Origin of the sequence: Photobacterium sanctipauli (assembly GCF_003026495.1) — a bacterium.
Classification (GTDB): Bacteria; Pseudomonadota; Gammaproteobacteria; order Enterobacterales; family Vibrionaceae; genus Photobacterium; species Photobacterium sanctipauli.
Map to the genome: position 1 here is coordinate 53,428 of NZ_PYMA01000009.1, position 26,648 is coordinate 80,075.

At 49.6% G+C, this 26,648-nt stretch carries 28 protein-coding genes, 1 riboswitch and 1 other annotated feature; of the genes, 16 read left to right on the top strand and 12 right to left on the bottom strand.

Going from position 1 to position 26,648, the window contains the following annotated elements; genetic code table 11:
- Positions 1 to 33 precede the first annotated feature (33 nt).
- Complete coding sequence (gene lpxH, locus C9I98_RS14700) at positions 34 to 771, top strand: UDP-2,3-diacylglucosamine diphosphatase (RefSeq protein WP_036816799.1); 738 nt, start codon at positions 34 to 36, stop codon at positions 769 to 771.
- Positions 772 to 868: 97 nt separating this feature from the next.
- Here the strand turns inward: lpxH and C9I98_RS14705 are convergent, their stop codons facing one another.
- Complete coding sequence (locus C9I98_RS14705) at positions 869 to 1,762, bottom strand: sulfite exporter TauE/SafE family protein (protein WP_036816797.1); 894 nt, start codon at positions 1,760 to 1,762, stop codon at positions 869 to 871.
- 234 nt (positions 1,763 to 1,996) lie between these two features.
- Between C9I98_RS14705 and C9I98_RS14710 the strand changes: the two genes are divergently transcribed.
- The 11 genes from C9I98_RS14710 to hisIE all read left to right on the top strand — a co-directional run bounded on the left by C9I98_RS14710 (position 1,997) and on the right by hisIE (position 11,807).
- A complete protein-coding gene (locus C9I98_RS14710; protein WP_107272148.1) occupies positions 1,997 to 3,217 on the top strand; it encodes an EAL and HDOD domain-containing protein in 1,221 nt (406 codons plus the stop codon).
- A gap of 3 nt (positions 3,218 to 3,220) precedes the next feature.
- Positions 3,221 to 3,748, top strand: coding sequence for a YchJ family metal-binding protein (locus C9I98_RS14715; protein ID WP_036826298.1), 528 nt, complete (start codon positions 3,221 to 3,223; stop codon positions 3,746 to 3,748).
- A gap of 212 nt (positions 3,749 to 3,960) precedes the next feature.
- Entirely contained in the window at positions 3,961 to 4,143 is a 183-nt protein-coding gene (locus C9I98_RS14720) for a hypothetical protein (RefSeq protein WP_036826300.1), read from the top strand.
- 320 nt (positions 4,144 to 4,463) lie between these two features.
- Positions 4,464 to 4,599, top strand: a sequence feature (His leader region).
- 35 nt (positions 4,600 to 4,634) lie between these two features.
- Positions 4,635 to 5,531, top strand: a complete 897-nt coding sequence (gene hisG / locus C9I98_RS14725) for an ATP phosphoribosyltransferase (protein ID WP_036818100.1) — start codon at positions 4,635 to 4,637, stop codon at positions 5,529 to 5,531.
- A gap of 3 nt (positions 5,532 to 5,534) precedes the next feature.
- Entirely contained in the window at positions 5,535 to 6,845 is a 1,311-nt protein-coding gene (hisD, locus tag C9I98_RS14730) for a histidinol dehydrogenase (RefSeq protein ID WP_036818101.1), read from the top strand.
- A 16-nt stretch (positions 6,846 to 6,861) separates the two neighbouring features.
- On the top strand, positions 6,862 to 7,908 hold the full coding sequence (gene hisC, locus C9I98_RS14735) for a histidinol-phosphate transaminase (protein ID WP_173424665.1): 1,047 nt from the start codon (positions 6,862 to 6,864) through the stop codon (positions 7,906 to 7,908).
- A gap of 18 nt (positions 7,909 to 7,926) precedes the next feature.
- Complete coding sequence (gene hisB / locus C9I98_RS14740; protein ID WP_420848075.1) at positions 7,927 to 8,997, top strand: bifunctional histidinol-phosphatase/imidazoleglycerol-phosphate dehydratase HisB; 1,071 nt, start codon at positions 7,927 to 7,929, stop codon at positions 8,995 to 8,997.
- Positions 8,997 to 9,638 (top strand): imidazole glycerol phosphate synthase subunit HisH, encoded by a 642-nt coding sequence (hisH, locus tag C9I98_RS14745; RefSeq protein WP_036818105.1) that lies wholly within the window; start codon positions 8,997 to 8,999, stop codon positions 9,636 to 9,638. The genes hisB and hisH overlap by 1 nt, the downstream gene beginning before the upstream one ends.
- A 20-nt stretch (positions 9,639 to 9,658) precedes the next feature.
- Positions 9,659 to 10,393: a 1-(5-phosphoribosyl)-5-[(5-phosphoribosylamino)methylideneamino]imidazole-4-carboxamide isomerase gene (gene hisA, locus C9I98_RS14750; RefSeq protein WP_036818107.1), complete on the top strand. Its 735-nt coding sequence runs from the start codon at positions 9,659 to 9,661 to the stop codon at positions 10,391 to 10,393.
- Between the two features lie 17 nt (positions 10,394 to 10,410).
- A complete protein-coding gene (gene hisF, locus C9I98_RS14755) occupies positions 10,411 to 11,184 on the top strand; it encodes an imidazole glycerol phosphate synthase subunit HisF (RefSeq protein WP_036818109.1) in 774 nt (257 codons plus the stop codon).
- Complete coding sequence (gene hisIE, locus C9I98_RS14760; RefSeq protein WP_036818110.1) at positions 11,181 to 11,807, top strand: bifunctional phosphoribosyl-AMP cyclohydrolase/phosphoribosyl-ATP diphosphatase HisIE; 627 nt, start codon at positions 11,181 to 11,183, stop codon at positions 11,805 to 11,807. The genes hisF and hisIE overlap by 4 nt, the downstream gene beginning before the upstream one ends.
- Before the next feature lie 82 nt (positions 11,808 to 11,889).
- Here the strand turns inward: hisIE and C9I98_RS14765 are convergent, their stop codons facing one another.
- Both C9I98_RS14765 and C9I98_RS14770 read right to left on the bottom strand, forming a co-directional pair.
- Positions 11,890 to 12,468, bottom strand: coding sequence for a thymidine kinase (locus tag C9I98_RS14765; protein WP_036818112.1), 579 nt, complete (start codon positions 12,466 to 12,468; stop codon positions 11,890 to 11,892).
- A 205-nt stretch (positions 12,469 to 12,673) separates the two neighbouring features.
- Positions 12,674 to 14,269: a Na+/H+ antiporter NhaC family protein gene (locus C9I98_RS14770; RefSeq protein ID WP_107272149.1), complete on the bottom strand. Its 1,596-nt coding sequence runs from the start codon at positions 14,267 to 14,269 to the stop codon at positions 12,674 to 12,676.
- A gap of 98 nt (positions 14,270 to 14,367) precedes the next feature.
- Positions 14,368 to 14,551: riboswitch (Lysine riboswitch) on the bottom strand.
- Positions 14,552 to 14,933: 382 nt separating this feature from the next.
- On the opposite strand from C9I98_RS14770, the gene C9I98_RS14775 reads away from it, so the two are divergent.
- Positions 14,934 to 15,329 (top strand): H-NS family histone-like protein, encoded by a 396-nt coding sequence (locus C9I98_RS14775; RefSeq protein ID WP_107272150.1) that lies wholly within the window; start codon positions 14,934 to 14,936, stop codon positions 15,327 to 15,329.
- Positions 15,330 to 15,684: 355 nt separating this feature from the next.
- Here the strand turns inward: C9I98_RS14775 and C9I98_RS14780 are convergent, their stop codons facing one another.
- Complete coding sequence (locus C9I98_RS14780) at positions 15,685 to 16,656, bottom strand: lytic murein transglycosylase (RefSeq protein WP_036821211.1); 972 nt, start codon at positions 16,654 to 16,656, stop codon at positions 15,685 to 15,687.
- Between the two features lie 10 nt (positions 16,657 to 16,666).
- Entirely contained in the window at positions 16,667 to 16,948 is a 282-nt protein-coding gene (locus C9I98_RS14785; RefSeq protein WP_036821214.1) for a YcgL domain-containing protein, read from the bottom strand.
- 222 nt (positions 16,949 to 17,170) lie between these two features.
- On the opposite strand from C9I98_RS14785, the gene minC reads away from it, so the two are divergent.
- From minC to minE, 3 genes are read left to right on the top strand one after another with little or no spacing between them, the layout of a single operon-like run.
- Entirely contained in the window at positions 17,171 to 17,833 is a 663-nt protein-coding gene (gene minC / locus C9I98_RS14790; protein WP_036821217.1) for a septum site-determining protein MinC, read from the top strand.
- 20 nt (positions 17,834 to 17,853) lie between these two features.
- Complete coding sequence (minD, locus tag C9I98_RS14795) at positions 17,854 to 18,666, top strand: septum site-determining protein MinD (RefSeq protein WP_036821220.1); 813 nt, start codon at positions 17,854 to 17,856, stop codon at positions 18,664 to 18,666.
- Positions 18,667 to 18,672: 6 nt separating this feature from the next.
- On the top strand, positions 18,673 to 18,936 hold the full coding sequence (minE, locus tag C9I98_RS14800) for a cell division topological specificity factor MinE (protein ID WP_036821222.1): 264 nt from the start codon (positions 18,673 to 18,675) through the stop codon (positions 18,934 to 18,936).
- Positions 18,937 to 19,039: 103 nt separating this feature from the next.
- Here minE and rnd read toward each other — a convergent pair whose 3' ends face one another.
- The 7 genes from rnd to yoaA form a co-directional block, all read right to left on the bottom strand.
- Positions 19,040 to 20,161: a ribonuclease D gene (gene rnd / locus C9I98_RS14805; RefSeq protein WP_036821225.1), complete on the bottom strand. Its 1,122-nt coding sequence runs from the start codon at positions 20,159 to 20,161 to the stop codon at positions 19,040 to 19,042.
- 66 nt (positions 20,162 to 20,227) lie between these two features.
- On the bottom strand, positions 20,228 to 21,913 hold the full coding sequence (gene fadD / locus C9I98_RS14810) for a long-chain-fatty-acid--CoA ligase FadD (RefSeq protein WP_036821228.1): 1,686 nt from the start codon (positions 21,911 to 21,913) through the stop codon (positions 20,228 to 20,230).
- 111 nt (positions 21,914 to 22,024) lie between these two features.
- A complete protein-coding gene (locus tag C9I98_RS14815; protein WP_245907167.1) occupies positions 22,025 to 22,948 on the bottom strand; it encodes an alpha/beta hydrolase in 924 nt (307 codons plus the stop codon).
- Positions 22,949 to 23,503, bottom strand: a complete 555-nt coding sequence (locus tag C9I98_RS14820; RefSeq protein WP_036821230.1) for a Slp family lipoprotein — start codon at positions 23,501 to 23,503, stop codon at positions 22,949 to 22,951. It abuts the gene before it with no gap.
- Positions 23,504 to 23,578: 75 nt separating this feature from the next.
- Entirely contained in the window at positions 23,579 to 23,860 is a 282-nt protein-coding gene (locus C9I98_RS14825; RefSeq protein WP_036821233.1) for a hypothetical protein, read from the bottom strand.
- A 117-nt stretch (positions 23,861 to 23,977) separates the two neighbouring features.
- Positions 23,978 to 24,679, bottom strand: coding sequence for a tRNA (adenosine(37)-N6)-threonylcarbamoyltransferase complex dimerization subunit type 1 TsaB (tsaB, locus tag C9I98_RS14830; protein WP_036821236.1), 702 nt, complete (start codon positions 24,677 to 24,679; stop codon positions 23,978 to 23,980).
- On the bottom strand, positions 24,680 to 26,638 hold the full coding sequence (yoaA, locus tag C9I98_RS14835; protein WP_036821239.1) for a DNA repair helicase YoaA: 1,959 nt from the start codon (positions 26,636 to 26,638) through the stop codon (positions 24,680 to 24,682).
- Positions 26,639 to 26,648: the final 10 nt, after the last annotated feature.

A 26,648-nucleotide genomic window follows, 5' to 3' on the forward strand; every position in this document is an offset into this window, starting at 1 on the left:
CAAAGGGTGGCCGCTGTGTCACCCTTTCCTCCTATGACGACACTTTTTATTTCAGATCTGCACCTAAGTGCCGACCGCCCCGATATTACCGCTTGCTTCCTTCGCTTCATGCAACAGGAAACCCAAGGTATCGATGCCCTGTATGTCCTCGGTGATTTATTCGAAATGTGGATCGGCGACGATGATGACTCCCCATTCCACCAGCAGATCAAGCACGCTTTCAAGCACGTTACCGACAGCGGTGTACCCTGCTATTTCATCCACGGTAACCGTGACTTTTTGATCGGCAAGCGCTTTAGCAGAGAAACCGGCGTAACCCTGCTTCCCGAACACAGCATTGTCGATCTCTACGGCAAGCCAACCCTAATTTTGCACGGCGACACCCTGTGTACCCTCGACGAGGGATACCAGCGCTACCGGAAAAAAGTGCATAACCGCTTTATCCAATGGCTTTTCTTCCGCCTGCCCCTGCGCTACCGCCAGCAGATTGGCGACAAGATGCGCAGCAACAGCAGCGAAACCAACCAAAAGAAGAGCCAGCAAATCATGGATGTCACCGCCTCGGAAGTTGAGCGCGTAATGGCCGAAAGCCATGTGCAGCAGATGATCCACGGCCATACCCACCGCCCGGATATCCACCGTATTGAAGTGGCAGGCCAACCGGCAGAGCGGATAGTATTGGGCGATTGGTATGATCACGGCTCGGTACTGGTCTACCGCCCCGAAGGCTACCAATTAGAAACAAGGGATTTCCAGTCAGATTGCCAATAGCAATTAACACGCCGCCAATACTCTGCGCTAAATCGTAACGGCTCCATAAAACGAAAAAAGGTACGCCATGCGTACCTTTTTCATTTTCATTATTTGGCTAGGATTCCGCTAGCGGTTGCGCTGCCACAACACGCTCTTTGTGCCAGGAGCGATACATGGTCAGTGAGGTATAGAGCACCACCCCGATCACCAGCCAAACCAATAGGTGCATATCTAACGATTTCACTAAATAGGCGGCAATCACAACCCCGATAGGGCCCGTGATAGCGACAACGAGCGCCGCTCGGCTATTAATCCGGTTCATGCGAATAAAGCCCCCTGCCGAGAAGAAACTCAGAAAGGCGCAAGAGCACATCATGATAGGGAATGCCGCCAGTGGGTGCATACCCAGCAAATACACCAAGGTCATGCAAGGTGCATACAGGCCAATACCCACTGTCATTAACGCACCAAATAGGAAATTACCGACAATCGCGACAGCCAGTTTCCAGCCGGATAGGCCAAGCTCCATTCCCCCTAGCGGGAACCATTTAAGCTGGCCTGCCAGCATTAGGCTAGCAACGACTAACAACGCAACCGCCATCACGATCCGGATCAGCTGGCGATCCCAACTTGATACCAAGCGTGCGCCAGCTGTTGCGCCCAAGCATGCAGCAATAACCATGCTTACCATGGTTGTGGGGTCCACATCCACTGCAGTCAAGAAAATCAACGACTGGACCACGGTTGCCAACACTGCCTGACAATTCAATGTCCCGGGAAGCAACTTATCATCAACAAGCTTAAATTGTTTATAGCCCGCCGTCTTGATGGCAAAGCTACCGACACCCAAGGTATCGCAAAAGTTGGCGAAGCCGCCGATGAGGCCAATTGGGAGGATTTTGGTTTGCGCTTCCTGCGTTCGGTTTTTACCCCATGCCATTAATAGCATGATGATAAAAATACCAGCACCTACAAGCAATCCCGCTTGTATGACTGTAAATACCGCCATGGAACTTATATAAATTTAACGAACAAACTAGCATTATTCATTAATTAGAAATATATTTCTTTGCTCTAAATCAGATGTGGTCGCTATGTCTATAATAGCGGCTAGCCTGAGGTATAAGTAACGCTGTTTATATGTGCAAAGATCTGTAATACTAATACCAGCTATTTAGGCATATATTTATACTAATAATCTTTACATCTTTTTATAATTTAACCGTCAATTTGACCCTTTTTCATGAAATCATATCTTGCTCGCCAACCTGTGATGAACAGGGACAAGGAAACAATCGGCTACGAATTGCTGTTTCGGGATGGACCCAATAACGCCTTTCCTAATGTTGCCGATGAAGAAGCTACCCACCGCTTGCTAGCGGACAACTTCCTGTCTTCGAGTACCACGGATGTTACTGCAGGAAAGAAAGCTTTCGTGAATTTTCCGTACGCCAGCCTTATTGGTCGTACCCCGCTGCTATTTAAAAAGCAGTGTTTTATCGTGGAAATTTTAGAAACCTGCGAGCCAACCGACGAGTTGCTTGAGGCAATCATCGAGCTCAACCGCAAGGGTTATACCTTGGCGCTTGATGACTTTGTTCCCTCACCGCAGTGGAGCCGCTTCTTGCCCTACGTACATATCGTGAAGTTTGATATTCGCGTAACGCCGGTAGAAAAAGCGGCATTCTTTATTCAGCACTATAAAAACAGCAAACTCATTTTCCTGGCTGAAAAAGTTGAAACTCAAGAAGAATTCCAACAATGCCATGATGCCGGCTTCCACCTATTCCAAGGCTATTTCTTTAGCAAGCCTGAAATCGTTCGCCGTAAAGCCCTTTCGCCGTCGGCATTAACCACATTAAGGTTATATAAAGAGATCAGCCAAACCGAGGTGGATTTCAACAGCATCGAAGCCATTGTCGCCACCGATCTTTCGCTGTCCTATAAGTTGCTGCGTCATGTCAACAACATGACCTATACCCGTGCAAAGCCGATTTCATCGTTCAAGCAAGCTTTGGTCTACTTGGGCGAAGAAAAGCTCCGTCGATTTATCACCTTTGTTGCCACCTCCCATGCAACAGCAGATAAGCCGGCCTCGCTGTATCACCTCTCGATTCAACGAGCACGTTTTTGCGAGCGTTTATCCCAGCAATTGTCGCCAAAGCTAGACAGCAACCAGGCCTTCCTCACCGGCTTGTTTTCGCTGCTCGATTCCATTTTGGATCAACCCATCGAAGTGCTGATCGATCAACTGCCGCTTGAAGAAGCCATACGCAATGCGCTGATTTTTCAGCAAGGTAAACTTGGCTGCCTACTGCAATTGACCATCGCCTACGACAAAGCTGACTGGCAAACCATCAAGAAGATCAGCCAATCGCTCAAACTGGATGAATCTATCATTGCGGATCTGTATCTGGAGTCCTTAAAATGGGCGGCAACTTTTGAGCGAACGGTAACTAAGTAAACCATGTCAAACAACGCCAATTTCTGCCCATGCGGTAGCAAACGCCCTTTAGCTGAATGCTGCGCACCAATCCACCAAAACCCAGCTAACGCACAACACCCAGAGCAACTGATGCGCTCTCGTTACAGTGCCCATGTTCTCGGGTTGGTTAACTACGTGGTTGCCACCTACCACCCTAGTTGCGAAGCCGAGCAACACCGCGAGGCTATCGCGGACTCAGTCAACAGCGAATGGCTTGGCCTTGAAGTGCTCAATAGTGACATTGCCGAATCAGGGGAAGGGTTTGTCGAATTCAAGGCCTACTACCGCGATGGGAAGGACGAGTACTGCCTGCAAGAGCGCTCACGTTTTCTGCGTGAAGAGCATAATGGCCAACTGCAGTGGTTCTATATCGATGGTGAATACCCACAACAGCAAGAACAGGACGTCGAGCCTGAGGCTAAGCCAGCGCCGGCCGTCAGCGACAAAGTGGGACGCAATGACCCTTGCCCTTGTGGTAGCGGCAAAAAATTCAAAAAATGCTGCGGCTAGGCTTCATTAGCTGATAAATGCCATTAAGCAAGACAACAAAACGCACCTTACCAACGCAAGTGGTAAGGTGTTTTTGTATCTACCCCAGAACTTCGACCACCATCTCAAAAACACCCAACAAGCACAAAATTTATTCAACTTTTTCGCTTCATTGCCGACTAAAAAATAAACGACTTTATTCTGAGACGATTCTGAGACTAAGAGGCAATGACATGATAAACCCAAATAACAATCTGCCGTTGTCGGCTCAAAAGCAGCTGAAAAAGGTGACCCAGTCATCGCTCATCAGCGAGCGTAAGCAAAAAGTTGAAGCCAAAGAAGAGCCTGAAAGCGAAGAACCAAAGCAACAGTCAAAAAAGCGCCCGCCGAAGGGGCTGCTCGATATTTATGTATAACGGCCGATACTAGCTTATGCGCTTTATTGGCTAAGAGCACTGTAAGCCTAGTAATTTCACTTAACATTCGATGTTAAGCATTTGTTGTACATAGTTTTTCCAATGCGCTCAAACACTGCTCAAACAGCTGTCGAGCAAGGCTTTTCCCTAATGTAAACTCGTTAAATACTAGTAAAAAGTTATGCATTACAAACAAATTTAATAAATCCTTAAAATTACTATTGCAAAATAAACCCAGCTTCGTTAGTGTGAATAACAAGCAAGCGTTATATAAAGATTTATACAGAGTACATAGTTATGCGTATCCCAATGGTAAACCTACATCACCATCATCATCCTGATTAGTCTTTCGGGAGGATACGCCTCGCTCTGGAAGACGCAAAACTCTCTTCCAGCGGTCAGCGAAAAAACCAAATTCAGACCCTCGGAAGAGCACTCTTCCGAGGGTTTTTTCGTTTTTAGGCTCAACATCGAGTACAGGGATTAAAACAATGCAAACACAACGACTACGAATTGCAATTCAAAAGAAAGGACGCCTGAGCAAAGAGTGCCAAGATCTACTCAAACGCTGTGGGGTAAAATTCAACATGATGGGTGAGCGCCTAGTGGTTCACTCTGAAAACATGCCAATCGACCTACTGCTGGTTCGCGATGACGATATCCCTGGCTTGATCATGGATGGCGTGGTTGACCTTGGTGTAATTGGTGAAAACGAACTGGAAGAAGTTGGCTTGGAGCGCATTGCCCGTGGCGAGCCAGCTGAGTACACCAAACTGCGCCGTCTCGATTTCGGTGGCTGCCGCCTGTCTATCGCTATCGACAAAGATGCCCAATACAACGGCCCACAAGATCTACAAGGCAAGCGCATTGCAACAACCTACCCGCAACTTGTTAAGCGCTACATGGATGAGCAAGGCGTCGAATTCAGTACCTGTATGCTGAACGGTTCCGTTGAAGTCGCTCCACGTGCCGGCCTGGCAGACGCTATCTGCGACTTGGTATCAACCGGTGCAACCCTTGAGGCGAACGGCCTGAAAGAAGCAGAAGTGATCCTACGCTCGAAAGCCGTACTTATCCAGCGTGTTGGCGAGTTCTCGGCTGACAAGCAAGCCCTGATCGAGCGCCTGCTAACCCGTATGCAGGGTGTTATTCAGGCCAAGGAATCTAAGTACATCATGCTACATGCACCGACTGATCGCCTAGACCAGATCAAATCACTGCTACCGGGCGCTGAAGATCCGACGGTGATGCCGCTATCGCAAGATAAAACGCGTGTAGCCATTCACTTGGTCAGTTCTGAGAACCTGTTCTGGGAAACCATGGAACAACTCAAAGAGCTAGGTGCTAGCTCAATCCTAGTACTACCAATTGAAAAGATGATGGAGTAAGCCATGAAAACGGTTGTATGGCAATCACTGAGCGAGAACCAACAAGAGAGCCTGCTTGAGCGCCCGGCAATCACCGAAGGTGCCAACATTACTGCCATTGTCGCTGACGTTATCCAAGACGTGCGCAAGCGTGGTGATGAGGCGCTGCTTGAACTGACCGAAAAGTTTGATGGTCTAAAGCCCGCTTCTATCCGGGTGAGCCAAGAGGAAGTCTCAGCCGCCTCTGCTCGCCTGAGCGAAGAGATGAAGCAGGCACTGCAACAGGCCTATAGCAATATTGCGACCTTCCACAAGGCGCAAAAGCTCCCGACCCTACGGGTTGAAACCCAGCCGGGCGTGGTATGCGAGCAGGTAACGCGACCTATCAACTCTGTTGGCCTCTACATCCCAGGCGGCAGTGCGCCACTACCATCAACCGTTTTGATGCTTGGCGTACCGGCGCAAATTGCAGGCTGCCGTGAGGTCGTCCTCTGTTCGCCGCCGCCGATTGCCGATGAAATTCTATACGTCGCCGAGCTATGTGGCATCACTGAAATTTACAATGTCGGTGGTTCGCAGGCTGTGGCCGCAATGGCCTACGGCACAGAAACAGTTGCCAAGGTTGATAAGATTTTCGGCCCGGGCAATGCTTTCGTGACCGAGGCGAAGCGCCAGGTGAGCAACGACTTCCGTGGCGCGGCAATCGACATGCCAGCAGGCCCGTCGGAAGTACTGGTGATTGCCGATGATACCGCCGATCCAGACTTCATTGCGGCTGACTTGCTTAGCCAAGCCGAGCACGGCCCTGATTCGCAAGTGGTGCTGGTCACCCCAGACCCAAGCATTGCCGATCGCACCGCCGATGCTATCCAGCAGCAGCTTAAGGCGCTACCGCGTGCCGATATCGCCCGCGAAGCCCTAGGCTCAAGCATTTTGATTATTGCCGATAGCCTCACCCAGTGTGTATCTATCTCTAACCACTACGGTCCGGAGCACTTGATTGTCCAAACCCGCAACCCGCGCGAGTTGGTTTCGCAATTGGACAACGCAGGATCTATTTTCCTTGGCAACTGGTCACCAGAGTCGGTAGGCGACTATGCGTCAGGTACCAACCACGTACTCCCGACTTACGGTTACACCCGCACCTATTCAAGCTTGGGCTTGGCAGATTTCTCCAAGCGCATGACGGTACAAGAACTCTCCGCTAGTGGTTTGAGCGAATTGGCACCCACTGTTGTTGCCATTGCCGAGGCCGAAGGGTTGGATGCCCACAAGCGTGCCGTGACAATCCGGATAGAAAAACTCGCCGCACAGTCATCCCAGCAGGCAAAGTAAGGGACAAGATATGAGCATTGAACAACTTGCACGAAAAACCGTTCGCGAACTCACACCATACCAGTCGGCCCGTCGGCTGGGTGGTACCGGTGACATCTGGCTAAACGCCAACGAATCGCCATTTGCCAATGAGTACAACATTAAGTGCGACCGCCTAAACCGTTACAGCACTTGCCAGCCATCGGAGCTCATTGAAGCCTATGCCGATTATGCCGGTGTCCGCCCTGAGCAAGTACTGACATCCCGCGGTGCCGACGAAGGTATCGAATTGCTGATCCGCGCTTTCTGCGAGCCCAACCAAGACAGCATTCTTTACTGTCCGCCAACTTACGGTATGTACGCAATCAGTGCGCAAACGTTCGACGTCAATACCAAAACCGTGCCGCTGACCAGTGAATGGCAACTGGATCTCGACGGTATTCGCGACAACCTCGATGGTACCAAATTGGTGTTTGTTTGTAGCCCAAACAACCCAACCGGCAACTTGATCAACCGCGGTGATATCGAAGCCCTACTGGATATGACTGCAGGTAAAGCCTTGGTGGTGGTTGACGAGGCATATATTGATTTTTGCCCGGAAGCAACAACGGCCAACCTGCTTGATAGCTACCCTAACCTCGTTGTATTGCGCACCTTATCTAAGGCCTTCGCCCTTGCTGGCCTTCGCTGTGGTTTCACTCTTGCCAACCAAGAGGTTATCGAGTTACTGCTTAAGGTTATCGCCCCTTATCCGGTCCCAGTGCCGGTAACGGACATTGCAGTGCAAGCGCTGTCGCCAGCCGGCCGAGCTAAAACCAAATTCCAGGTGTTGGATATCAGTGCTAACCGTGCCTACTTGCAAGCAGGTCTTGGGATGCTGGACGGGGTCACCGTCTATGAAGGTTACGGCAACTACCTACTGGTGAAATTCCCAGACGCCGATGCGCTATTCAATGCGCTTTGGGATCACGGTATTATCCTAAGACGCTCACCGATTGAAAACTGTATCAGGATCAGTATCGGTAACCGCGACGAATGTGAAAAAACGCTGGCATTTATCCGCGAGCAGCTAGGACAGAATTAAGTATAAAGGACGTACATTGTGAGCAAGCAAAATATTCTATTTATCGACCGTGACGGCACCCTAATCGTTGAACCCCCTGTCGACTTTCAGGTAGACCGCCTCGATAAGCTCAAGCTAGAGCCTTTCGTCATCCCAGCCCTGCTGCAACTTCAGGATGCAGGCTACAAACTGGTGATGGTAACGAACCAGGATGGCCTTGGTACCGATAGCTACCCGCAAGCCGACTTCGATGCGCCGCATAACATGATGATGGAAATCTTCGAGTCGCAAGGGGTGAAGTTTGACGACGTCTTGATCTGCCCGCACTTCGACGAAGACAACTGCAGCTGCCGCAAGCCTAAACTAGGCTTGGTGAAAGAATACCTTCAGCAAGGGAAAGTGAACTTTGAGACTTCCGTTGTGATTGGTGATCGCCAGACTGATCTTCAACTGGCTGAAAACATGGCTATCCGCGGTATCCAATACAACCCAGAGACAATGGGTTGGCAACAGATCGTTAAAGATCTTACCACCCGCCCGCGGATCGCCGAGGTCGTACGCACCACTAAAGAAACCGACATCAAGGTGAAGGTCAACCTCGACGAAACGGGCGGCAACCGCATTGAAACCGGCTTGGGTTTCTTCGACCACATGCTGGATCAAATCGCGACCCACGGTGGCTTCCGCATGGAACTTACCGTCGATGGCGACCTGCACATTGACGATCACCACAGCGTTGAAGATGCTGCCCTGGCACTGGGCGAAGCCTTGAAACAAGCGCTCGGCGACAAGCGTGGGATTGGCCGTTTCGGCTTTAGCCTGCCAATGGACGAATGCCTAGCCCAATGCGCGCTGGATCTGTCCGGCCGCCCTTACCTTAAGTTCGATGCCCAATTCAGCCGCGAGCAAGTTGGCGACCTTTCTACCGAAATGGTACCGCACTTCTTCCGCTCGCTAACCGATACGCTGGCATGCACCCTGCACCTGTCGTCGGATGGCGATAACGATCACCACATCGTTGAAAGCCTGTTCAAGGCATTCGGCCGCACGCTGCGCCAAGCAATTCGCGTTGAGGGCAATGAGCTACCGAGCAGTAAGGGAGTGCTGTAATGACTACTTCAAACCAGCAGGTGGTGATCATCGACACCGGCTGTGCCAATGTGTCTTCTGTACGCTTTGCCATTGAGCGGCTTGGCTACACCGTCAGCGTCAGTAAAGACCCTGATGTTGTGCTCGCTGCCGATAAGCTATTCCTACCCGGCGTAGGCACGGCAAGCGAAGCCATGAAGAACCTTGAAGAGCGTGATCTTATCAACTTGGTCAAGCAGGTCGACAAACCGCTGTTGGGGATCTGCCTTGGCATGCAGCTGCTTGGCCAGCTGTCCGAAGAGCAAGGCCAAAATGGTGGCGAGCAGGTTAATTGCCTTGGCCTGTGCGAGGCATCGGTGAAAAAAATGGAAACCGGTGACTTGCCACTGCCACACATGGGCTGGAACACTGTGACCGCCGAAGACGGCCACCCACTCTTTAAGGACATTCCAGCAGGAAGTTATTTCTATTTCGTACACAGCTACGCAATGCCTGTGTTCGAAAGCGAACAACAAAGTGGTGGTCGCACGATTGCTCGTAGCGATTACGGCAACGCCTTCACTGCCGCAGTCCAGAGCGGTAATTACTATGGCGTGCAGTTCCACCCGGAACGTTCGAGCAAAGCCGGTTCGCAACTGATTAAAAACTTTCTTGAAATGTAAGGACACCAAAAGGACTTGTTATGATTATTCCCGCTCTCGATTTAATTGAAGGTCAGGTTGTCCGCCTGTTTCAAGGCGACTACGGCAAGGTCACCGAATACAAGGTTGACCCAGCCGAGCAGTTTAATTTATACCACCAAGCCGGTGCCAATTGGCTGCACTTGGTGGATCTAACGGGTGCAAAAGATACCTCAGCCCGTCAGCTCGACTTAATTGAAAAACTATTGGCAAGCACGCCGGCCAATATTCAGATTGGCGGTGGAGTACGCACAGAGCAAGATGTTGCCGACCTACTGAATGCTGGTGCACAACGTGTGGTGATCGGCTCAACAGCGGTTAAGCAGCCGGAGTTGGTAAAAGGCTGGATGGAAAAGTACGGCCCGGAGCACATCGTACTGGCACTGGACGTCAACATTGATGCCGATGGCAACCGCAAGGTGGCGGTGTCTGGCTGGCAGGAAGATTCGGGCGTGTCCATCGAGGCACTATTGGACGATTTCCTTAAGGTCGGCCTAAAGCACGTACTGTGTACCGATATCTCACGCGACGGCACCTTGGCTGGCTCAAACGTGGAATTGTATGTCGACCTGTGCGCGCAATATCCCCAAGTGCAATTCCAATCATCGGGCGGCATTGGCTCGCTGGATGATATCGCGGCACTGAAAGGCTCAGGCGTGGCCGGTGTCATTGTTGGGCGTGCGCTACTTGACGGCAAATTCACTGCCGAGCAAGCGTTCGCATTGTGGAATGAGTAAGGCAGAGGAGTAACACCATGCTAGCAAGACGTATTATCCCTTGCCTTGACGTCCGTGACGGCCAAGTCGTTAAGGGTGTGCAATTCCGTAACCACGAAATTATCGGTGACATCGTCCCACTGGCCAAGCGCTATGCCGAGGAAGGGGCTGATGAGCTGGTATTTTATGATATTACCGCTTCAAGCGATGGCCGTGTGGTCGACAAAAGCTGGGTTGCGCGCGTGGCAGAAGTCATCGACATCCCGTTCTGTGTGGCGGGTGGTATTAAATCCGCCGAGGATGCCAGCCGTATTCTGCAGTTTGGTGCCGACAAGGTATCCATCAACTCGCCAGCATTGGCCAACCCAGAGTTGATCACCGAACTGGCCGATAAATTCGGCGTTCAATGTATCGTGGTGGGTATCGACTCCTACTTCGACGCCGAAACTGGCAAATACCAAGTCTACCAGTTCACCGGCGACGAAAGCCGCACCAAGGCCACCCGTTGGGAAACCCGTGATTGGGTACAAGAAGTTCAGCGCCGTGGCGCAGGTGAAATTGTCCTTAACATGATGAACCAAGATGGCGTGCGTAATGGCTACGACCTCGACCAACTTAATATGGTACGTGAAGTTTGCCACGTACCGCTGATTGCCTCTGGCGGGGCGGGCGAAATGGTGCACTTTGCCGACGCCTTCAATAAAGCCAATGTCGATGGTGCCCTCGCCGCTTCGGTATTCCACAAACAAGTGATCAATATCGGCGAGCTTAAGCAGTACCTAAAACAACAAGATGTGGAGATCCGACTATGAGCCTAGCAAGCAGTATCAATTGGGAAAAAGTAGACGGATTAGTCCCGGCTATTGTCCAAGACAACACCAGTGGCCAAGTGCTTATGCTTGGCTATATGAACGATGAAGCGCTAAACAAAACCCTGGAAACCAAGCAGGTCACATTCTGGTCGCGCACCAAGGATCGCCTCTGGACCAAGGGGGAAACCTCGGGCAACGTACTACAGCTAAAAAGCATCAAGCTCGACTGCGATCAAGACACCTTGTTAGTGAAGGTTGATCCAATCGGCCCAACTTGCCACCTCAACACCACCACCTGCTTTGATAGTGATACCGCTGAAGAAGGACAAGTCGAGCAACCTGCCTTGGTGTTCCTTCATCAACTTGAGCAGGTCTTGGCTGCTCGTAAAGGTGCCGATCCAGATTCGTCCTACACTGCCAGCCTGTATGCCCGTGGCACCAAGCGTATTTCACAGAAAGTGGGCGAAGAAGGCGTTGAAGTCGCGCTGGCGGCGACGTCGGGCGATAAGGCGGAGCTAGTTTGCGAGTCGGCAGATTTGATTTATCACTTGTTGGTACTGCTTCAGGACCAAGGCCTGTCGCTTTCGGATATTACCGCCAAGTTGCAAGAGCGCCATAAATAAGCCGCTCGAAATGCAATCAATTAAAAAAGCTCGGAAGTATCCGAGCTTTTTTTATTCATCATACAGGATCGGCAACCCAATATTAGCGGCCAAGTGCTTCTTTATAGTGCTTGCGGCACACCGACACGTAGCGATCGTTACCACCAATTTCAACTTGGTCACCATCGGCAATCGCACGGCCCGTCTCGTCTTGGCGAATAACCATATTGGCCTTACGTCCACAGTGGCAAATGGTTTTCAACTCAACCAGCTTGTCCGCCCAAGCCAATAAATAGCGGCTACCTTCGAACAACTCACCACGGAAATCACTGCGCAAGCCATAACACAGTACCGGAATATGCAGTTTATCGACAACTTCAGTTAATTGGTAAACCTGCTCTTTGGTCAGAAACTGGCACTCATCAATTAACACGCAGTCAATTTTTTGCCCGTGTTGAATATCCAGGAGGCGCGCATATAAATCGTCAGCAGAATTAAATAGCTCTGCTTCTTCTTGCAAACCAATACGTGAGCTTACTTTTCCCTTGCCATAACGATCGTCGATTGCGGCAGTGAAAATGATTGGCGTCATTCCGCGCTCGCGATAGTTAAATGAAGACTGTAGCAGTGTGGTCGACTTACCCGCATTCATTGCTGAGTAATAGAAATACATCTGGGCCATTAAGCTTCCCTAGTCATACGATTGGTGCATCAAAAAATCTGCCGAGATGCTACAGAAAAGCCCTCGAAATTGAAAGGAGCAAGGTCAACAGTCGATACTTTAATTGCAGTTTTTAATCCACGTTCTCGGACTAACGATTGATTTTGCGATCAAAAAAGGCCTGCACCAACGCAGACCTTTTTATTGTTAAATATTGCGACGGTAATTACGCTTTCGCTGTTGCAGCCTGTGGACGGCGTGACAACCATGACAACAGTACACACACCACAATAAAGGCAATGGTCGCAGTCATAAAGGCAACAGCCAAAGAACCAGTAAAGCCTAGCACCAAGAAGCCGATTGCCGCGACTACCGCCATAGACAGCGCATAAGGCAACTGTGTCGCTACGTGGTCAATGTGGTGACAGCGCGCACCGGTTGATGACAGGATAGTCGTATCAGAAATTGGCGAACAGTGATCACCGAATACCGAACCCGCCAATACAGCACCAAGCATAGGTAGCATTAGCATAATGTCCGTTGCCGCCGCCAAATCACCCGCGATAGGTAGCATGATACCGAAAGTACCCCATGACGTACCGGTCGAGAATGCCATCAGGCCAGCCAGCAGGAATAGGATAGCAGGTAGAAGCATTGGGTTAATGCTGCCTTCAACCAGCGTCGATAGGTACTTGCCTGTTGCCATATCGCTAATTACGCTACCGATGCTCCAAGCAAACAGCAGGATAAGGATAGCGCCGAACATTGATTTCGCACCGATCCACATTGTGGAGGCCACATCTGAAGCAGGAATACGCTGGCGAAGAACTGGGATCAAAGCGGCAATAAAGCCAATTGAACCACCGTAAACCAGTGACATGCCCACATCAGTATTTTCAAAAGCACCAAGAATACTAAATGCCTGGCCATCAGCAGCCAATGCCTGGTAACCGGTGAAAACCATAAAGAAGAAGGTTGCGAAGATCAGCACCACAATCGGCATAACCAAATCAGACACACGACCATTTTTACTTTCTTCAATTTCTAGCTCGTCATTAATGTCTTTGGCGCGATTATTTTCATCGCCTTCATCGAAACCACGGCAATGGCTCGCATTTAATTCGTGCTTCTTCATTGGGCCCACATCAATTTGGAACCAAGCAACAACGAATACCATCAATAATGCAAATACCGCATAAAAATTCATTGGCGCAAGCTGAACGAATGCACCCAGAGGCGTATATTCAGTGACACCGTGAGTGGCTAAAATACCGCCAATCAAAGTGATAATATATGCACCCCAGCTAGATGCCGGCATTAGTACACACATTGGCGCAGCTGTTGAGTCAAGAATATAAGCCAGCTTTGCACGTGACACGTAATAACGGTCGGTAACAGGGCGGGAAATCGAACCTACTGCAAGACTGTTAAAATAGTCATCAACAAAAATAAATACACCCAGGAATGCAGCAAGTAGTTTTGCACCACGCTTACTTTTAATTTTGGTTTGTGCCCACTCGGCAAATGCGCGGGTACCGCCAGATAGCGTTAACAATGCTGTCGTCATGCCTAGCAAAATAAGGAAGGCAACGATGCTCATATTCCAGCTATTGATTGCGCCATCGTCAACAAATAACCCAAATGCCGTTGAACCAACGTAGCTGGCTGTACCGCTTAATGAGAAGTCAGTTAGAAGGAATGCGCCAAGCAGCACACCAACACCTAAAGACAGCAAAACACGTCGTGTTAAGATCGCAAGACCCAATGCTACCAAAGGCGGTAACAACGACATGGAGGAATGTGAAAAATCTACAATATTCATGATCTCTACTACAACCGATCCTGGTTGGAGATCTACTGTTGGCACGACTTCATGTCGTGATTAAGAGAGTGTTAGGAAGAGAAGTGACCCTTTTCCGACTCCACAGTAGCGCTCCATAGTTAATGTAATTATATACTATGGCAGTGTTGCCCCTATTCGGTGACAACCCCAGCAGGCAAGATTCGATATTCTTGCTTACTTCGGCACTGGCTCCTTTTACAAACCCTCATCGGAATCACCCTCCGGTTTGCTACTTATAGACAGTGCGCCTCTACCCTTAGTCAAGGTACGGTCAATTCTACGGAATAGAAATCCGATTGCAACAGGTTAGCGTGAAAAAATTAACAGAAATAGTGAATAGTCTTGCCGTACAGGTCAAAAAAAGACCAGAAATAGGGCAACACCCAGATACCAGTTAAATATGAAACAAATGGCAATCTTGTTTTGAAAAACCATTGCAAGAAACAGCTTTTGCAAAAATATTTTACATAATTCCACTGATAGATTTTATTACAAATGAGAATTCAGCCCACGAAATAGCAAAAAAACAAATCAAGAATACATTTTTTATTTGTCATCGCCTTATTAAAAGTATTATTATTGCAATTATCGATTTGTCACTGCTATTATTATTTTATAGTTTTAGACCAACAGGAAATAAAAAATGTCTGATGCAATGAAAGCGCTATTGAACCTTCGCAGCCTTCGCGCTCTATCTCGTGAATATTCTCTAGAGCAACTTCAAGAAGCGCTAGAAAAACTTCAAACTGTTGTTACTGAGCGTGAAGAAGCTGAAGCTGAAGAGCTAGCTAAAGAAAAAGAGCGTACAGAGAAACTTGCTCAATACCGTGAAATGCTTCTAGCTGACGGTATCGATCCTGAAGAACTACTAGCAAGCCTAAATAAAGCACCAAAAGCAAAGCGTGCTCAGCGTCCTGCTAAATACAAGTTCATCGACGAAAATGGCGAAGAGAAAACTTGGACTGGCCAAGGCCGTACTCCAAGCGCACTGAAAAAAGCGCTAGATGAAGGCAAATCTCTAGAAGATTTCGAAATTTAGTAATAACAACATTACTTATTCATATTACTAAAACCCAGCTCTTTGCTGGGTTTTTTGTTATCCGGTATTACCCAGCCTTTTATAACCCCAGCAACACAAGCAACTGAATTCATTTGGTATATTTATAAATTATATCCAGCTCAGCACTAACCTGCGTGCATTCAACCAAGATATTAGGCTTTGCTACTCATTTTATAGAGTAAACAGTCAGTGAAGGTTAGTTAATGTGACAATAAATAATATTGATTACCAAACCATTATAGATATTGGTATTTCGTATAAATTGTAAGGGTATAAAAAACCAGACAATTAAGTCTGGTTTAATTAGTCATACAATTTTAAGTCAAGCAACCGGTCATCGAATTTGATCGGCTAAATGACTTACGGCCAAGGCAAAGTAGTGCGAGCGATTCCATAGTAGTAGCGACTGGTAGTTGCCATACACTAAATAAGCCCGCCCTTTATTGTCATCCGGTTGAATAAGCCAAGCATTGATATCAACCTCGGGCAAAGCCTGCCCGTTCAAACGCCTTACACCCAATCGCTGCCAATCCGAAAGCTTGCGGGCTTTCTCTTTATCAACGCCGAGTAGGTTACGATCAATATTGCCAGGAATATTGACCTGACGCCCCCAGGTGTAATCGTCATTCCAATTGGCTTGCTTCAAGTAATTTGCCGCAGAGGCGAAAACATCGGCTTCGGTTTGCCAGATATCAATCTTGCCGTCATTATTTCCATCAACGGCATATGATAAAAACGACGTTGGCATAAACTGGGGTTGACCCATCGCGCCAGCCCAAGAACCTTTCATATCTTCAGGACTAATGTGCTTGGCATCCAATATTTCCAATGCAGCCATTACTTGAGTGCGGAAAAAAGCTTCCCTTCGCCCTTCATAGGCCAATGTCGATAACGCTTCAATGACATTGTAATTTCCCATCAAGCGACCGAAGTTACTTTCCACTCCCCAAAGCGCAACAATGAAGCGAGGTTGGACACCATATTGTTTTCCAATGCGCTCCAATGCCGGTTTATGCTTCTGGTAAAGATCATTCGCTTGTTTCACTTTCCAGTCAGGCACTGCCCTTGGAATATATTCATCCAATGTTAACTTACGCTCGGGCTGGTTTTTATCCGCCTTAACCGCACGCTCTGTAAAAGTAATACCATCAAAAGCAGAGTTGATAATTGCCTCTGAAATTCCTTTCTCTCGGGCTTCTACTTTCAGCCCTTCAACATACTTGTCAAAGCCTTCGTCAGCAGACAACGCCACTGAAGAAAAACCTAGTCCTAAGGCCACCAAGGCCGATATCAATCGCTTTTGCATATATCTACCTTTACATTTTCTTAGCAGCTTTATCTGCTTTATATTCTGCCAACAGGTTAGGTATTGGTGGCGGTACTTGTAAGTAATAGCCTGTATCTGCCAACGCAGCCTTCACCTTCTCTATATCAGCCTGAGCCAATTTTCGCTCACCTTCAAGTTTCAGTACCATCACAAACTGCGGCGTACCGAATGTCTTCATTAGACTCTCAGGTACCGCAGAAAAATCATCTTTCTTATTAATGTACAGATATGTACTGTCTTTTTTCGGGCTTTTGTAAATTGCACACAACATACGAATGTAACCTATTCGTTATAATGACTCATCATTCAGACCACAAGATCAAAGGATCATTCCCTTCCTAAATGGCTAACCGCCCTTCGGATGAGACGCTTGTCTGAATTTCCAACGCTAGAGCAAGGATAACTTGCCGATATACGCTTGGGAATATAACATGCTAGTACCTAAGAGATAACGTACCCGAACGGCTAATTTAAAAGCGGTCGTCCCAAATACATGGCAAAAACAGCAGAACTAAAAGGGGGCTCATTTACCCTCTCCGCCCTCCACCTGGTGGATGGCGATATAACGAAAGCCGCTGACTTTTTAAAACAAAAAGTTGAGCAGGCACCTAATTTTTTTGCTGCTGCACCTGTTGTTATAGATATCAGCCAAGCTGACAGCAGCATCGACTTTGCGCTTTTACAACAAAGCGTTAAACATGCTGGCATGATTCCGGTTGGGATCAGCGGCTGTAAAGATGTCGACAAACAGCAAGAAGCCAAAGACGCAGGGTTTGCCATCATGAATGCGGCACGGCAGGCGAAAGCAGCAGAGCCCGTGATGCAACCCACTAAGATCATCCGCACGCCGGTTCGCTCCGGGCAACAAATCTATGCCAAAAACTGCGATTTAGTGGTGATGAACCATGTCAGTGCAGGCGCTGAAATCATTGCCGATGGTTGTATCCATATCTACGGTACACTACGCGGACGCGCGATTGCCGGTGCGAATGGTCAACAGAACGCCACAATTTTTTGTCAAAACCTCCAATCAGAACTAGTCTCCATAGCAGGTAACTACTGGTTAAGCGACAAAATTCAGGATGAGTTCTGGGGAAAAAATGTTGTTGTCTCTCTAGCAGAAAATAATTTAAACATAGAGCACATGGCTCTATAACGTTTGATAAGGAATTTAAGATGGCGCGTGTTATCGTTGTTACCTCAGGTAAAGGTGGCGTTGGTAAAACAACCTCAAGTGCAGCTATTGCATCAGGCCTTGCCTTAGCGGGCAAGAAAACAGCGGTGATCGATTTTGATATCGGCCTGCGAAACCTAGACCTTATTATGGGCTGTGAGCGCCGTGTCGTTTACGACTTTGTTAATGTCATCAACGGCGAAGCTAACCTTAATCAAGCTTTGATCAAAGATAAGCGCGTAGAAAACCTTTACGTTCTACCTGCATCGCAAACCCGTGATAAAGACGCTCTAAGCAAAGAAGGTGTTGAGCGTGTGTTGAACGACATGGCCGATATGGGCTTTGAGTTCATCATCTGCGACTCGCCAGCAGGTATCGAAACCGGTGCGCTAATGGCGCTTTACTTCGCCGACGAAGCCATTGTCACCACCAACCCTGAAGTATCTTCCGTTCGAGACTCAGACCGTATTCTGGGTATTCTTGATTCGAAGTCGCGCCGTGCTGAAAACGCCGAAGAGCCAGTGAAAACCCACTTGCTTCTCACCCGTTACAACCCGGCGCGTGTTACCTTGGGCGAAATGCTAAGCGTGGGTGATGTTGAAGAAATCCTACACATCCCTCTTCTGGGCGTGATCCCTGAAAGCCAAGCCGTTTTGAACGCTTCGAACAAGGGTGAACCTGTTATCTTCGACAACGAGTCTGATGCAGGTATGGCCTATGAAGATACCGTTGCTCGCCTAATGGGTGAAGAGCGTCCGTTCCGTTTTCTTGAAGAAGAAAAGAAAGGCTTCCTAAAACGTCTATTCGGGGGTTAATGAACTATGGCTTTGCTAGAATTCTTTCGTCCGAAAAAACCGACCACCGCCAGTGTTGCCAAAGAGCGCTTGCAAATTATTGTTGCCGAGCGCCGCTCAAGTGGCCAAGGTACGCCAAGCTACCTGCCGCAGCTGAAGCAGGACATCTTGGAAGTGATCCGTAAGTATGTGGAAATCAGCCCAGACCAAGTCTCGGTCAACCTTGACCAAAAAGAAGAAGACTTGTCGGTGCTTGAGCTTAACGTCACCCTACCCGACGAAGACAAGTAACCCACTTCTACTTGCCGAACAAAAAATAAGCCCCGGACTTTTGACCGGGGCTTTCTTTATCCGCTGTTACGTTTCCCGCGAGGCATAGCGCCTTGCGAAATCACTATTTATCCAGTAGGGGTAATACTTTTTCTTCAAACAAGGCTTTACGCCAAGTTTTGAGCATATCCGGCAGATCGTCTTGCGGTCGCTCCTTCTTCCACGCCCAAGAGATCAGCTGGTTAATCTGCTTTTTCGACGCAAGGAATTCTGGCATCAGGCCGGTATCAGCTTCTACGCGGCTGACCACGTCTTTCAAGGTTTTAACCTTTTGCTTATAACCCGGAAAGTCCACCAGGCGGACAACCTTTTCAGGGTACTGCTCAGGCGACATATCTTCGACATCGTAAACCATTTTCAACAAACGGTTACCATGGCGCTGAACCTCCATCGGATCAAAACCTTCGTTGTTCATCACCGTTTTCGACTTGATGTTATATCGCGCCAGTTTCCAGATGTTTAACTCTTTAACGATGAAGTTCAACGCCAAGTCACGCTTGCGCGCTTCCAATACCCGCCATTTAGCCGCTTTCTGAAGCACCGCAAGCTGCTTCGGGTTTAGCTGCCAAGCATTTTTCACATCAAGGTATGCCTTGTCGGGATCAACGGTTTTCACCCGCTTTAACATTAAGCCGGCACACTCTTGCTCGAGCGCTTCAGACCAGCCCTTTTCGGCCACCAGCGGCTGCAATTTTTGGTATAGCGGCAACAGGTAGTAAACATCCGCAGCGGCATAGTCTAATTGCTTAGGGCTTAGCGGCCTTGCCAACCAATTGGTTCGCGCCTCGCCTTTATCCAGTTCAATCCCCAAGTAATCTTTAACCAAGGTACCGAATCCTGCCGACACACCGTAGCCAAGGAAGGAGGCCATGACTTGGGTGTCAATCATAGGCACAGGCAGACAGCCCGCGTAATGCTGGAATACCTCCAGATCCTCACCGCAGGCATGAAGTACTTTGGTCACCGACTGGTCACGCAGTAGCGCCCACAGCGGCTCCATGTCTTCAATTTCCAGCGGATCGATCAGGGTCAATAACTCACCGTCGAACAGCTGGATCAAGCCCAACTTAGGATAAAGGGTACGGGTTCTCACGAACTCGGTATCAAGCATAACTGCGGCTTGGTTTCGGGCGCTTGCACACACGGTTTCCAAGCGAGCAGTCGTTGTGACTATTTCAAAATTCACTATTCAATCACCAATAAAATGCCGGCATATAGCCGGCATTAGAGTATATAGATTATACGTTAAGCCTTAGGCTTGCTGAGCTTGCTTATCAGATTCCTCGCGCAATACACGGCGTAGGATTTTACCTACGTTCGTCTTCGGCAGCTCTTCATGGAACTCAACAATTTTAGGTACTTTATAACCAGTTAGGTGTTCGCGGCAATGCTCAAGCAGCTCTTCGCGAGTCAGGCTTTGATCGCGCTTCACCACACAGATTTTCACCACCTCACCAGAGATTTCGTGCGGCTGGCCAATGGCAGCCACTTCCAGCACCTTGTCATTCAATGCAACCACATCTTCGATTTCATTCGGGTATACATTGAAGCCCGACACCAAGATCATATCTTTCTTACGATCAACAATGTGCAGGAAGCCTTCCTCGTCAAAGCGTACAATATCGCCCGTTGACAGCCAACCATCTTCATCGAGAACTTCTTTCGTCGCTTCAGGACGCTGCCAGTAGCCTTGCATCACCTGCGGGCCACGTACCTGCAGCTCACCGGTTTGGTCGTTAGGCAGTACATTGCCTTCATCATCAACGATACGAACATCGGTTGACGGTACCGGCAGGCCGATAGAGCCATTATAGTCGACAAGATCATATGGGTAAGCAGCAACTAGCGGCGAACACTCGGTCAGGCCATAGCCTTCCAGCAGGTAGTTGTTGGTTGTCTGCTTCCACTTTTCGGCAACGGCGCGCTGGACTGCCATACCGCCGCCCACCGACAGGCGCAGGTTGCTAAAGTCAATTTCGTGGAAATCTTCGTTGTTCACCAGAGCATTAAACAGGGTGTTTACACCGGTGATCGCCGTAAACGGGTAACGCTGCAATTCTTTAACGAAGGTAGGAATATCACGCGGGTTGGTGATAAGCAGGTTACGGCCACCCATCTCGATAAACAGTAGGCAGTTCACCGTCAGGGCAAATACGTGGTAAAGCGGCAATGCCGTTACAATCAGCTCGCGGCCTTCGGTCAGTACCGGGCCATAAGCGCCCTTGGCCTGCATCACGTTCGCCAGCATATTGCGGTGAGTCAGGATGGCACCCTTGGCCACACCCGTTGTACCGCCGGTGTACTGAAGGAATGCGGTATCGTCACCAGACATAAACGGCTTCACATACTGCATGCGGCGGCCTTTGCGTAGTGCCATGCGCATGGAAGTCGCATGCGGCAAGTGGTACTTAGGCACCATCTTCTTAATGTACTTCACCACGAAGTTAACCACAGTGCCCTTCGGACGCGATAGCTGATCACCCAGGCTGGTTAGTACCACATGCTGAACGTTGGTGTTTTTCACCACGGTTTCCAGCGTATGGGCAAAGTTGGAAACAATCACGATTGCCTTGGCACCGGAGTCGTTTAACTGGTGCTCCAGCTCACGCGGGGTGTATAGCGGGTTGACGTTAACCACCACACAGCCTGCACGCAAAATACCAAACAGTGCAATTGGGTATTGCAGCAAGTTTGGCATCATCACCGCAACGCGGTCGCCTTTCTCAAGCTTGAGCTCGTTTTGCAGGTAAGCAGCAAATGCACGGCTACGCTCTTCCAACTTGCGGAAGGTCATAACCTGTCCCATGTTGATGAACGCCGTTTGGTCAGCATACTTTTGTACTGACTGCTCAAACATTTCAACTAGTGATGGGTACTGATCAGGGGTAATTTCTGCCGGTACATCTTCCGGATAGCGGTTAAGCCACACCTTATCCACTTGCACTCTCCTTTTATAATTGGCGACTCGCCATGACTATGCCGAGGGGTGGTAAATTATGCACACACCGTATATTACAGCATAATTAACAAATAGTTAGCATCAGACAAATTATGTCATTTCGTTAATTTGTGAACTAAACAGCAGAATCTGTTTAGCCACATCACAAGGGCTTTCCAGGTGACAATGGTGTCCCCCGTGAACCTCGTGCTGAATAATATTTTGCCAACCCGCCGATGCCAGTTGCACGGACTTAAGTTGGCGGTAGCCTTGGCTACCAATGATCGATAATACCGGGCAAGCCACCGACCCAACCATGGCCGAGGCATGGGTTGCAGCCATCCGGTAAAGGGAGTCGCAACGCAGCCGGTTATCGTGCCGCCAGTACCAACGCCCACCTTGCTGGTAGGTCGCTCTTGCCACTAGCGGCGTTAATTGTTCTTGGGTGAGTTGGTTCACGTTACAACGCAATGCCAATGCCTGCTCGAAGGATGCCATCGAGCGTTGCTGGCGTTGTGTTTCCCGCTCGCGGTAACGGTGCCGACTGAGCAACCCCTGCCTCAAACGCGCTGGCGCTTTCGATTCCGCTTCATGTAACGGTGCCAAGCCCTCAATCAGGACCAGCCCCGCCACCCGCTCACCAAAAGCAGCACTGTAGCAAACCGAAACCAACGCCCCGAGCGAATGGCCAAGAATAAACAGCGGCCGGTTGGGCAATAAACTTACCACCTGGTGCAGGTCGTCAACATAATCAACAAAGTGATAGTAGTTGCCTGACGCTCGGGGATCTGACCAACCGTGTCCCGGCCAATCAAAAGCCACCAAGTGAAAGTGCTCGGCTAGCAGTGGGAACAGCGGCGAAAAACTCTCGGCATTGTCTTGCCAGCCATGCAGCATGAGTAAAATCGGCTTATCGGCAGGGAGTTCTGCTATAGGCGTCACAGCACTAACAGGCTGCGGCATTGATAGCGAACATAAGCCATCCAAATTGAGCTCCGATAGCTGGAAGCGGATTTGCTGCATGTCTATGGTCATTTATAGCGTCACCCGCTCCCATACTTCACCACGGGTTGGACCATAGCCGATCGACTTCATCGAACAACGCGTGCCAATACAGTGATGGAAACGATCAAAGTCATCGAGCCAGATTTCCTGCTTCACTTTCCAAAGCTGGTTACCCGATGCCTTGATGACAGGAAACTGGTATTCATACTCGCCAATGCTGCCTTGCTCTTGGCCCGAGACCCGACCCACCACGGTGATCAACTTGCCCTTGTTATATTCAAGCGGCTCAAGAAAACCATCGACATAGGCCACATAGCGATGCTGCGGCTTGGCACTCAATTTAGGCTTGCCATCACCGCCAATTGGCAGGGCAACAATTTCCAACCGGGTTCGCGCCGCTTCATTGTTGATCCCGGCAATCACACCGCCTAGCAACACTTCATTGCCAACCTGCTTTTCAGGATCGGCAGCGATAACGGCCACATCGGTAATGGGTGTATCAGTCGTGGTTTGTAAGCTCGGCGGAAGCGAGGCGCAGCCTACCATAAAGGCAGTAACCAGCCCAAGAAATAGCGTTCTAAACATCAGAAACTCCAACGTAAGTGGCGAATATCCACCCAAACTAGGGTATATACTCAAATGCGATCAAACCAAATACGATCACACATAGACGTCGACACCCACCATCGCAGAGAGTTCATCCTTGCGCTGTTGGTGCATGACACCCATGTAGGAAGCCAAGGCATCGCGGTGCTTGCCTTCGGGCTGATCATATTGAATTCGGGAATGAGCATCTTCGATAAGCTCAGGGTCGCGAACAGTACTCGCAACAGCTTGGGCGACAGCTGTGGGTTTGGAAGAGGTAGGCGAAGACGGCGAATGGGGTTTCGCCTTGGGCTGTTGAGGCTGGATCGTTACGGGTAAACGCTGAATAGAAACCATAGAACTGTCCAGTTAGCCCTCTTTTCTTCGTTCGTTGTGCTAATTACGAGAATAGCACATGACTTATTATACGGTTAGGGCGAGGACACTGGTTGTGCCCTTCCCCTTTCCACTGATTTATTCGCGTCCAGGCAACTTTTTCCAAGTCACGGTATCGCGAACATATACAGGGCTAGCCTCTTCGGCTGCCACGGCTTCACCACGTGCTAGTGCAAATTTGGCAAGGTGAACCATATCCGCTGAATCCGGATACAAAACAGAGCCTTGTACCTGCACCGCTTGCAGCTGCGATAGTAGTTCAGGATAACTTTCCCAACCTGTACCAGCTGTAAACCAAGTGCCATTTTCTGCTTGGAATTGCTCAACCAACACGTCAGGCTTAACCACGATTTCACGGTCCTTAACCAGCCAGTCGCCGTTGCTCTGGCGGATGTACTGCCCCCAATAGACTTCGCCCATGCGCGCATCAATCGCCGCCAACACTTGCTCGGCCTGGTGGGTACGGTATGTCCCCTGCGCCATCGCCGCCAGTGTCGAAATGCCTAGCATCGGCAGATCAGCACCAAACGCCAGTCCCTGAGCAATACCAATACCAATGCGCACGCCGGTAAAGCTGCCCGGGCCACGGCCAAAGGCCAGCGCATCAAGTTGGTTGAGGCTTACGCCACCTTCTGCCAGCACGGCATCAACCATAGGTAGGATCTTGGTGGTATGCTCGCGTGGGGCATACTCACAGCATGAAATGATGTCGTCACCCACCATAAGGGCAACGGAACAGTTTTCTGTTGCAGTATCGACTGCAAGGATTTTGTTGCTCATTCAAGCCTCTGAATGCTGTTCTTCGTGATCAGCAGGCGCTACTGCATTATTCACGGAAGACAAAAATTGCCCAACGCCCGCCACGTCTCGGGTACGCGGAATAGGCGGCAGACTTCGTAAAAATACCGCGCCGTAAGGGCGGGTCACCAAACGGTTATCGCAAATTACCAACACGCCTTTGTCCTTCTTGTCTCGGATCAGGCGCCCGACCCCCTGCTTCAGGGTGATCACAGCATCTGGAATTTGCACTTGCGAAAATGGATCGCCGCCTCTTAGGCGGCAGTCTTCGATTCGCGCTTTCAACAACGGATCATCCGGTGCTGTAAAGGGTAATTTGTCGATGATAACACAGCTTAGGGCCTGTCCTCTAACATCAACCCCTTCCCAAAATGCCCCCGTCGCCACCAACAGCGCATTTCCGCGTTCCAAGTACTCTGCCAGTAGCTTTTGCTTGGTGGTTTCCCCCTGTACCAGAACAGGTAAATCCAACCTCGCGCGAAACCCTTCCGCCAGATCCCTTACCATCTGGTGGGAAGTACACAGGAAGAAACAGCGACCATTGTTGGCTTCAATCACCGGAGCGAGCATGTCGACCAAGCGATCAGCAATGCCGACACTATTAGGCTCGGGCAAAAAGCGCGGCACGCAAAGCAATGCCTGCTGCTCATAGTCAAACGGGCTCTCCAGCGAAAACTGCTGCTTGGGCGTTAAACCCAGCCGCTGGCTAAAGTGGCTGAAGTCGTCATTCACCGCCAGTGTTGCCGACGTGAAAATCCATGAGCCGCCCTGTTGCTCAATCTGCTCGTGGAACTTTTCCGCAACCGACAACGGGGTGATATGCAGGCTAAAATGGCGAGGCGTACACTCATACCAGTAGGAATAACCGGTGATCGAGGTGTCGCAAACCCGCTTTAACCGCTCCTTTAGCAACGTGGCTCGTTCAAAGGCGGTGTCAAGCAGCTGGCTTCGCCCCAAGGCCAATTTAAGCACCTCATGGGTCAAATCCAAGGCATCGGTCAGGCGGGTGATCTCGCGTTGGATCGCCGGGCTAGTAATCACCTCTCGCCAGTTTCCGCGAAAACCAGGCTCACCAAGTACAATGCGCATATCGGCGGCAGCTTGCGACAAGCGATCCGCCGTTTTCTGCAACTGGCGCATATCCTTGGCTTCGGTGCGATAGCCAATTTCAACATCTTTGGCTAATTCTTGGATCTGGCGGCTCGATAAGCTCTGGCCGAAATACTGGCTGGCAATATCGGGCATCTGGTGGGCTTCATCAAAGATGAACACTTCCGCCTCCGGGATCAATTCACCAAAGCCGGTCTCTTTAATCGCCAGGTCCGCGAGGAACAAGTGGTGGTTTACCACCACGACATCTGACTCCATCGCCTTGCGGCGCGCCTTCACGACGAAGCATTCCTCGTAAGACGGGCACTCGCGGCCGATACAGTTGTCGTTGGTTGAGGTGATCATCGGGATCACCGGACTGTCTTCGGCAATCGCATCACATTCACCCAGATCACCGGTTTTGGTGGAAGATGACCAAGTGCGGACCTGAACCAGTTGGCTTAGCAATTTAGGATCAGAATGAATACCATGGCTTTCGGTGATTTGGCGGCTCATACGGTCGAGGCAAAGGTAATTCGAACGTCCCTTGAGCAAGGAAACCAGACCGGTAAAACCGAGGGCATCGGTCATTAGCGGCAAATCGCGATGAAATAGCTGTTCCTGCAGGTTTTTAGACCCGGTAGAAATGATGGTTTTCTTACCGCTAACCAAGGCCGGGACCAGATAGGCGAAGGTTTTACCCGTGCCCGTCCCTGCTTCAACCACCAGCTGATCGTCTGCTTTTATCGCATCAGCGACGGCCTGGGCCATGTCAATTTGGGGCTGCCTAGCCTGAAAGCCGGGAATGGCTTTATCCAGCGCACCACCTGAGGCAAAGAATTTCGCTATCATCGCACTATGA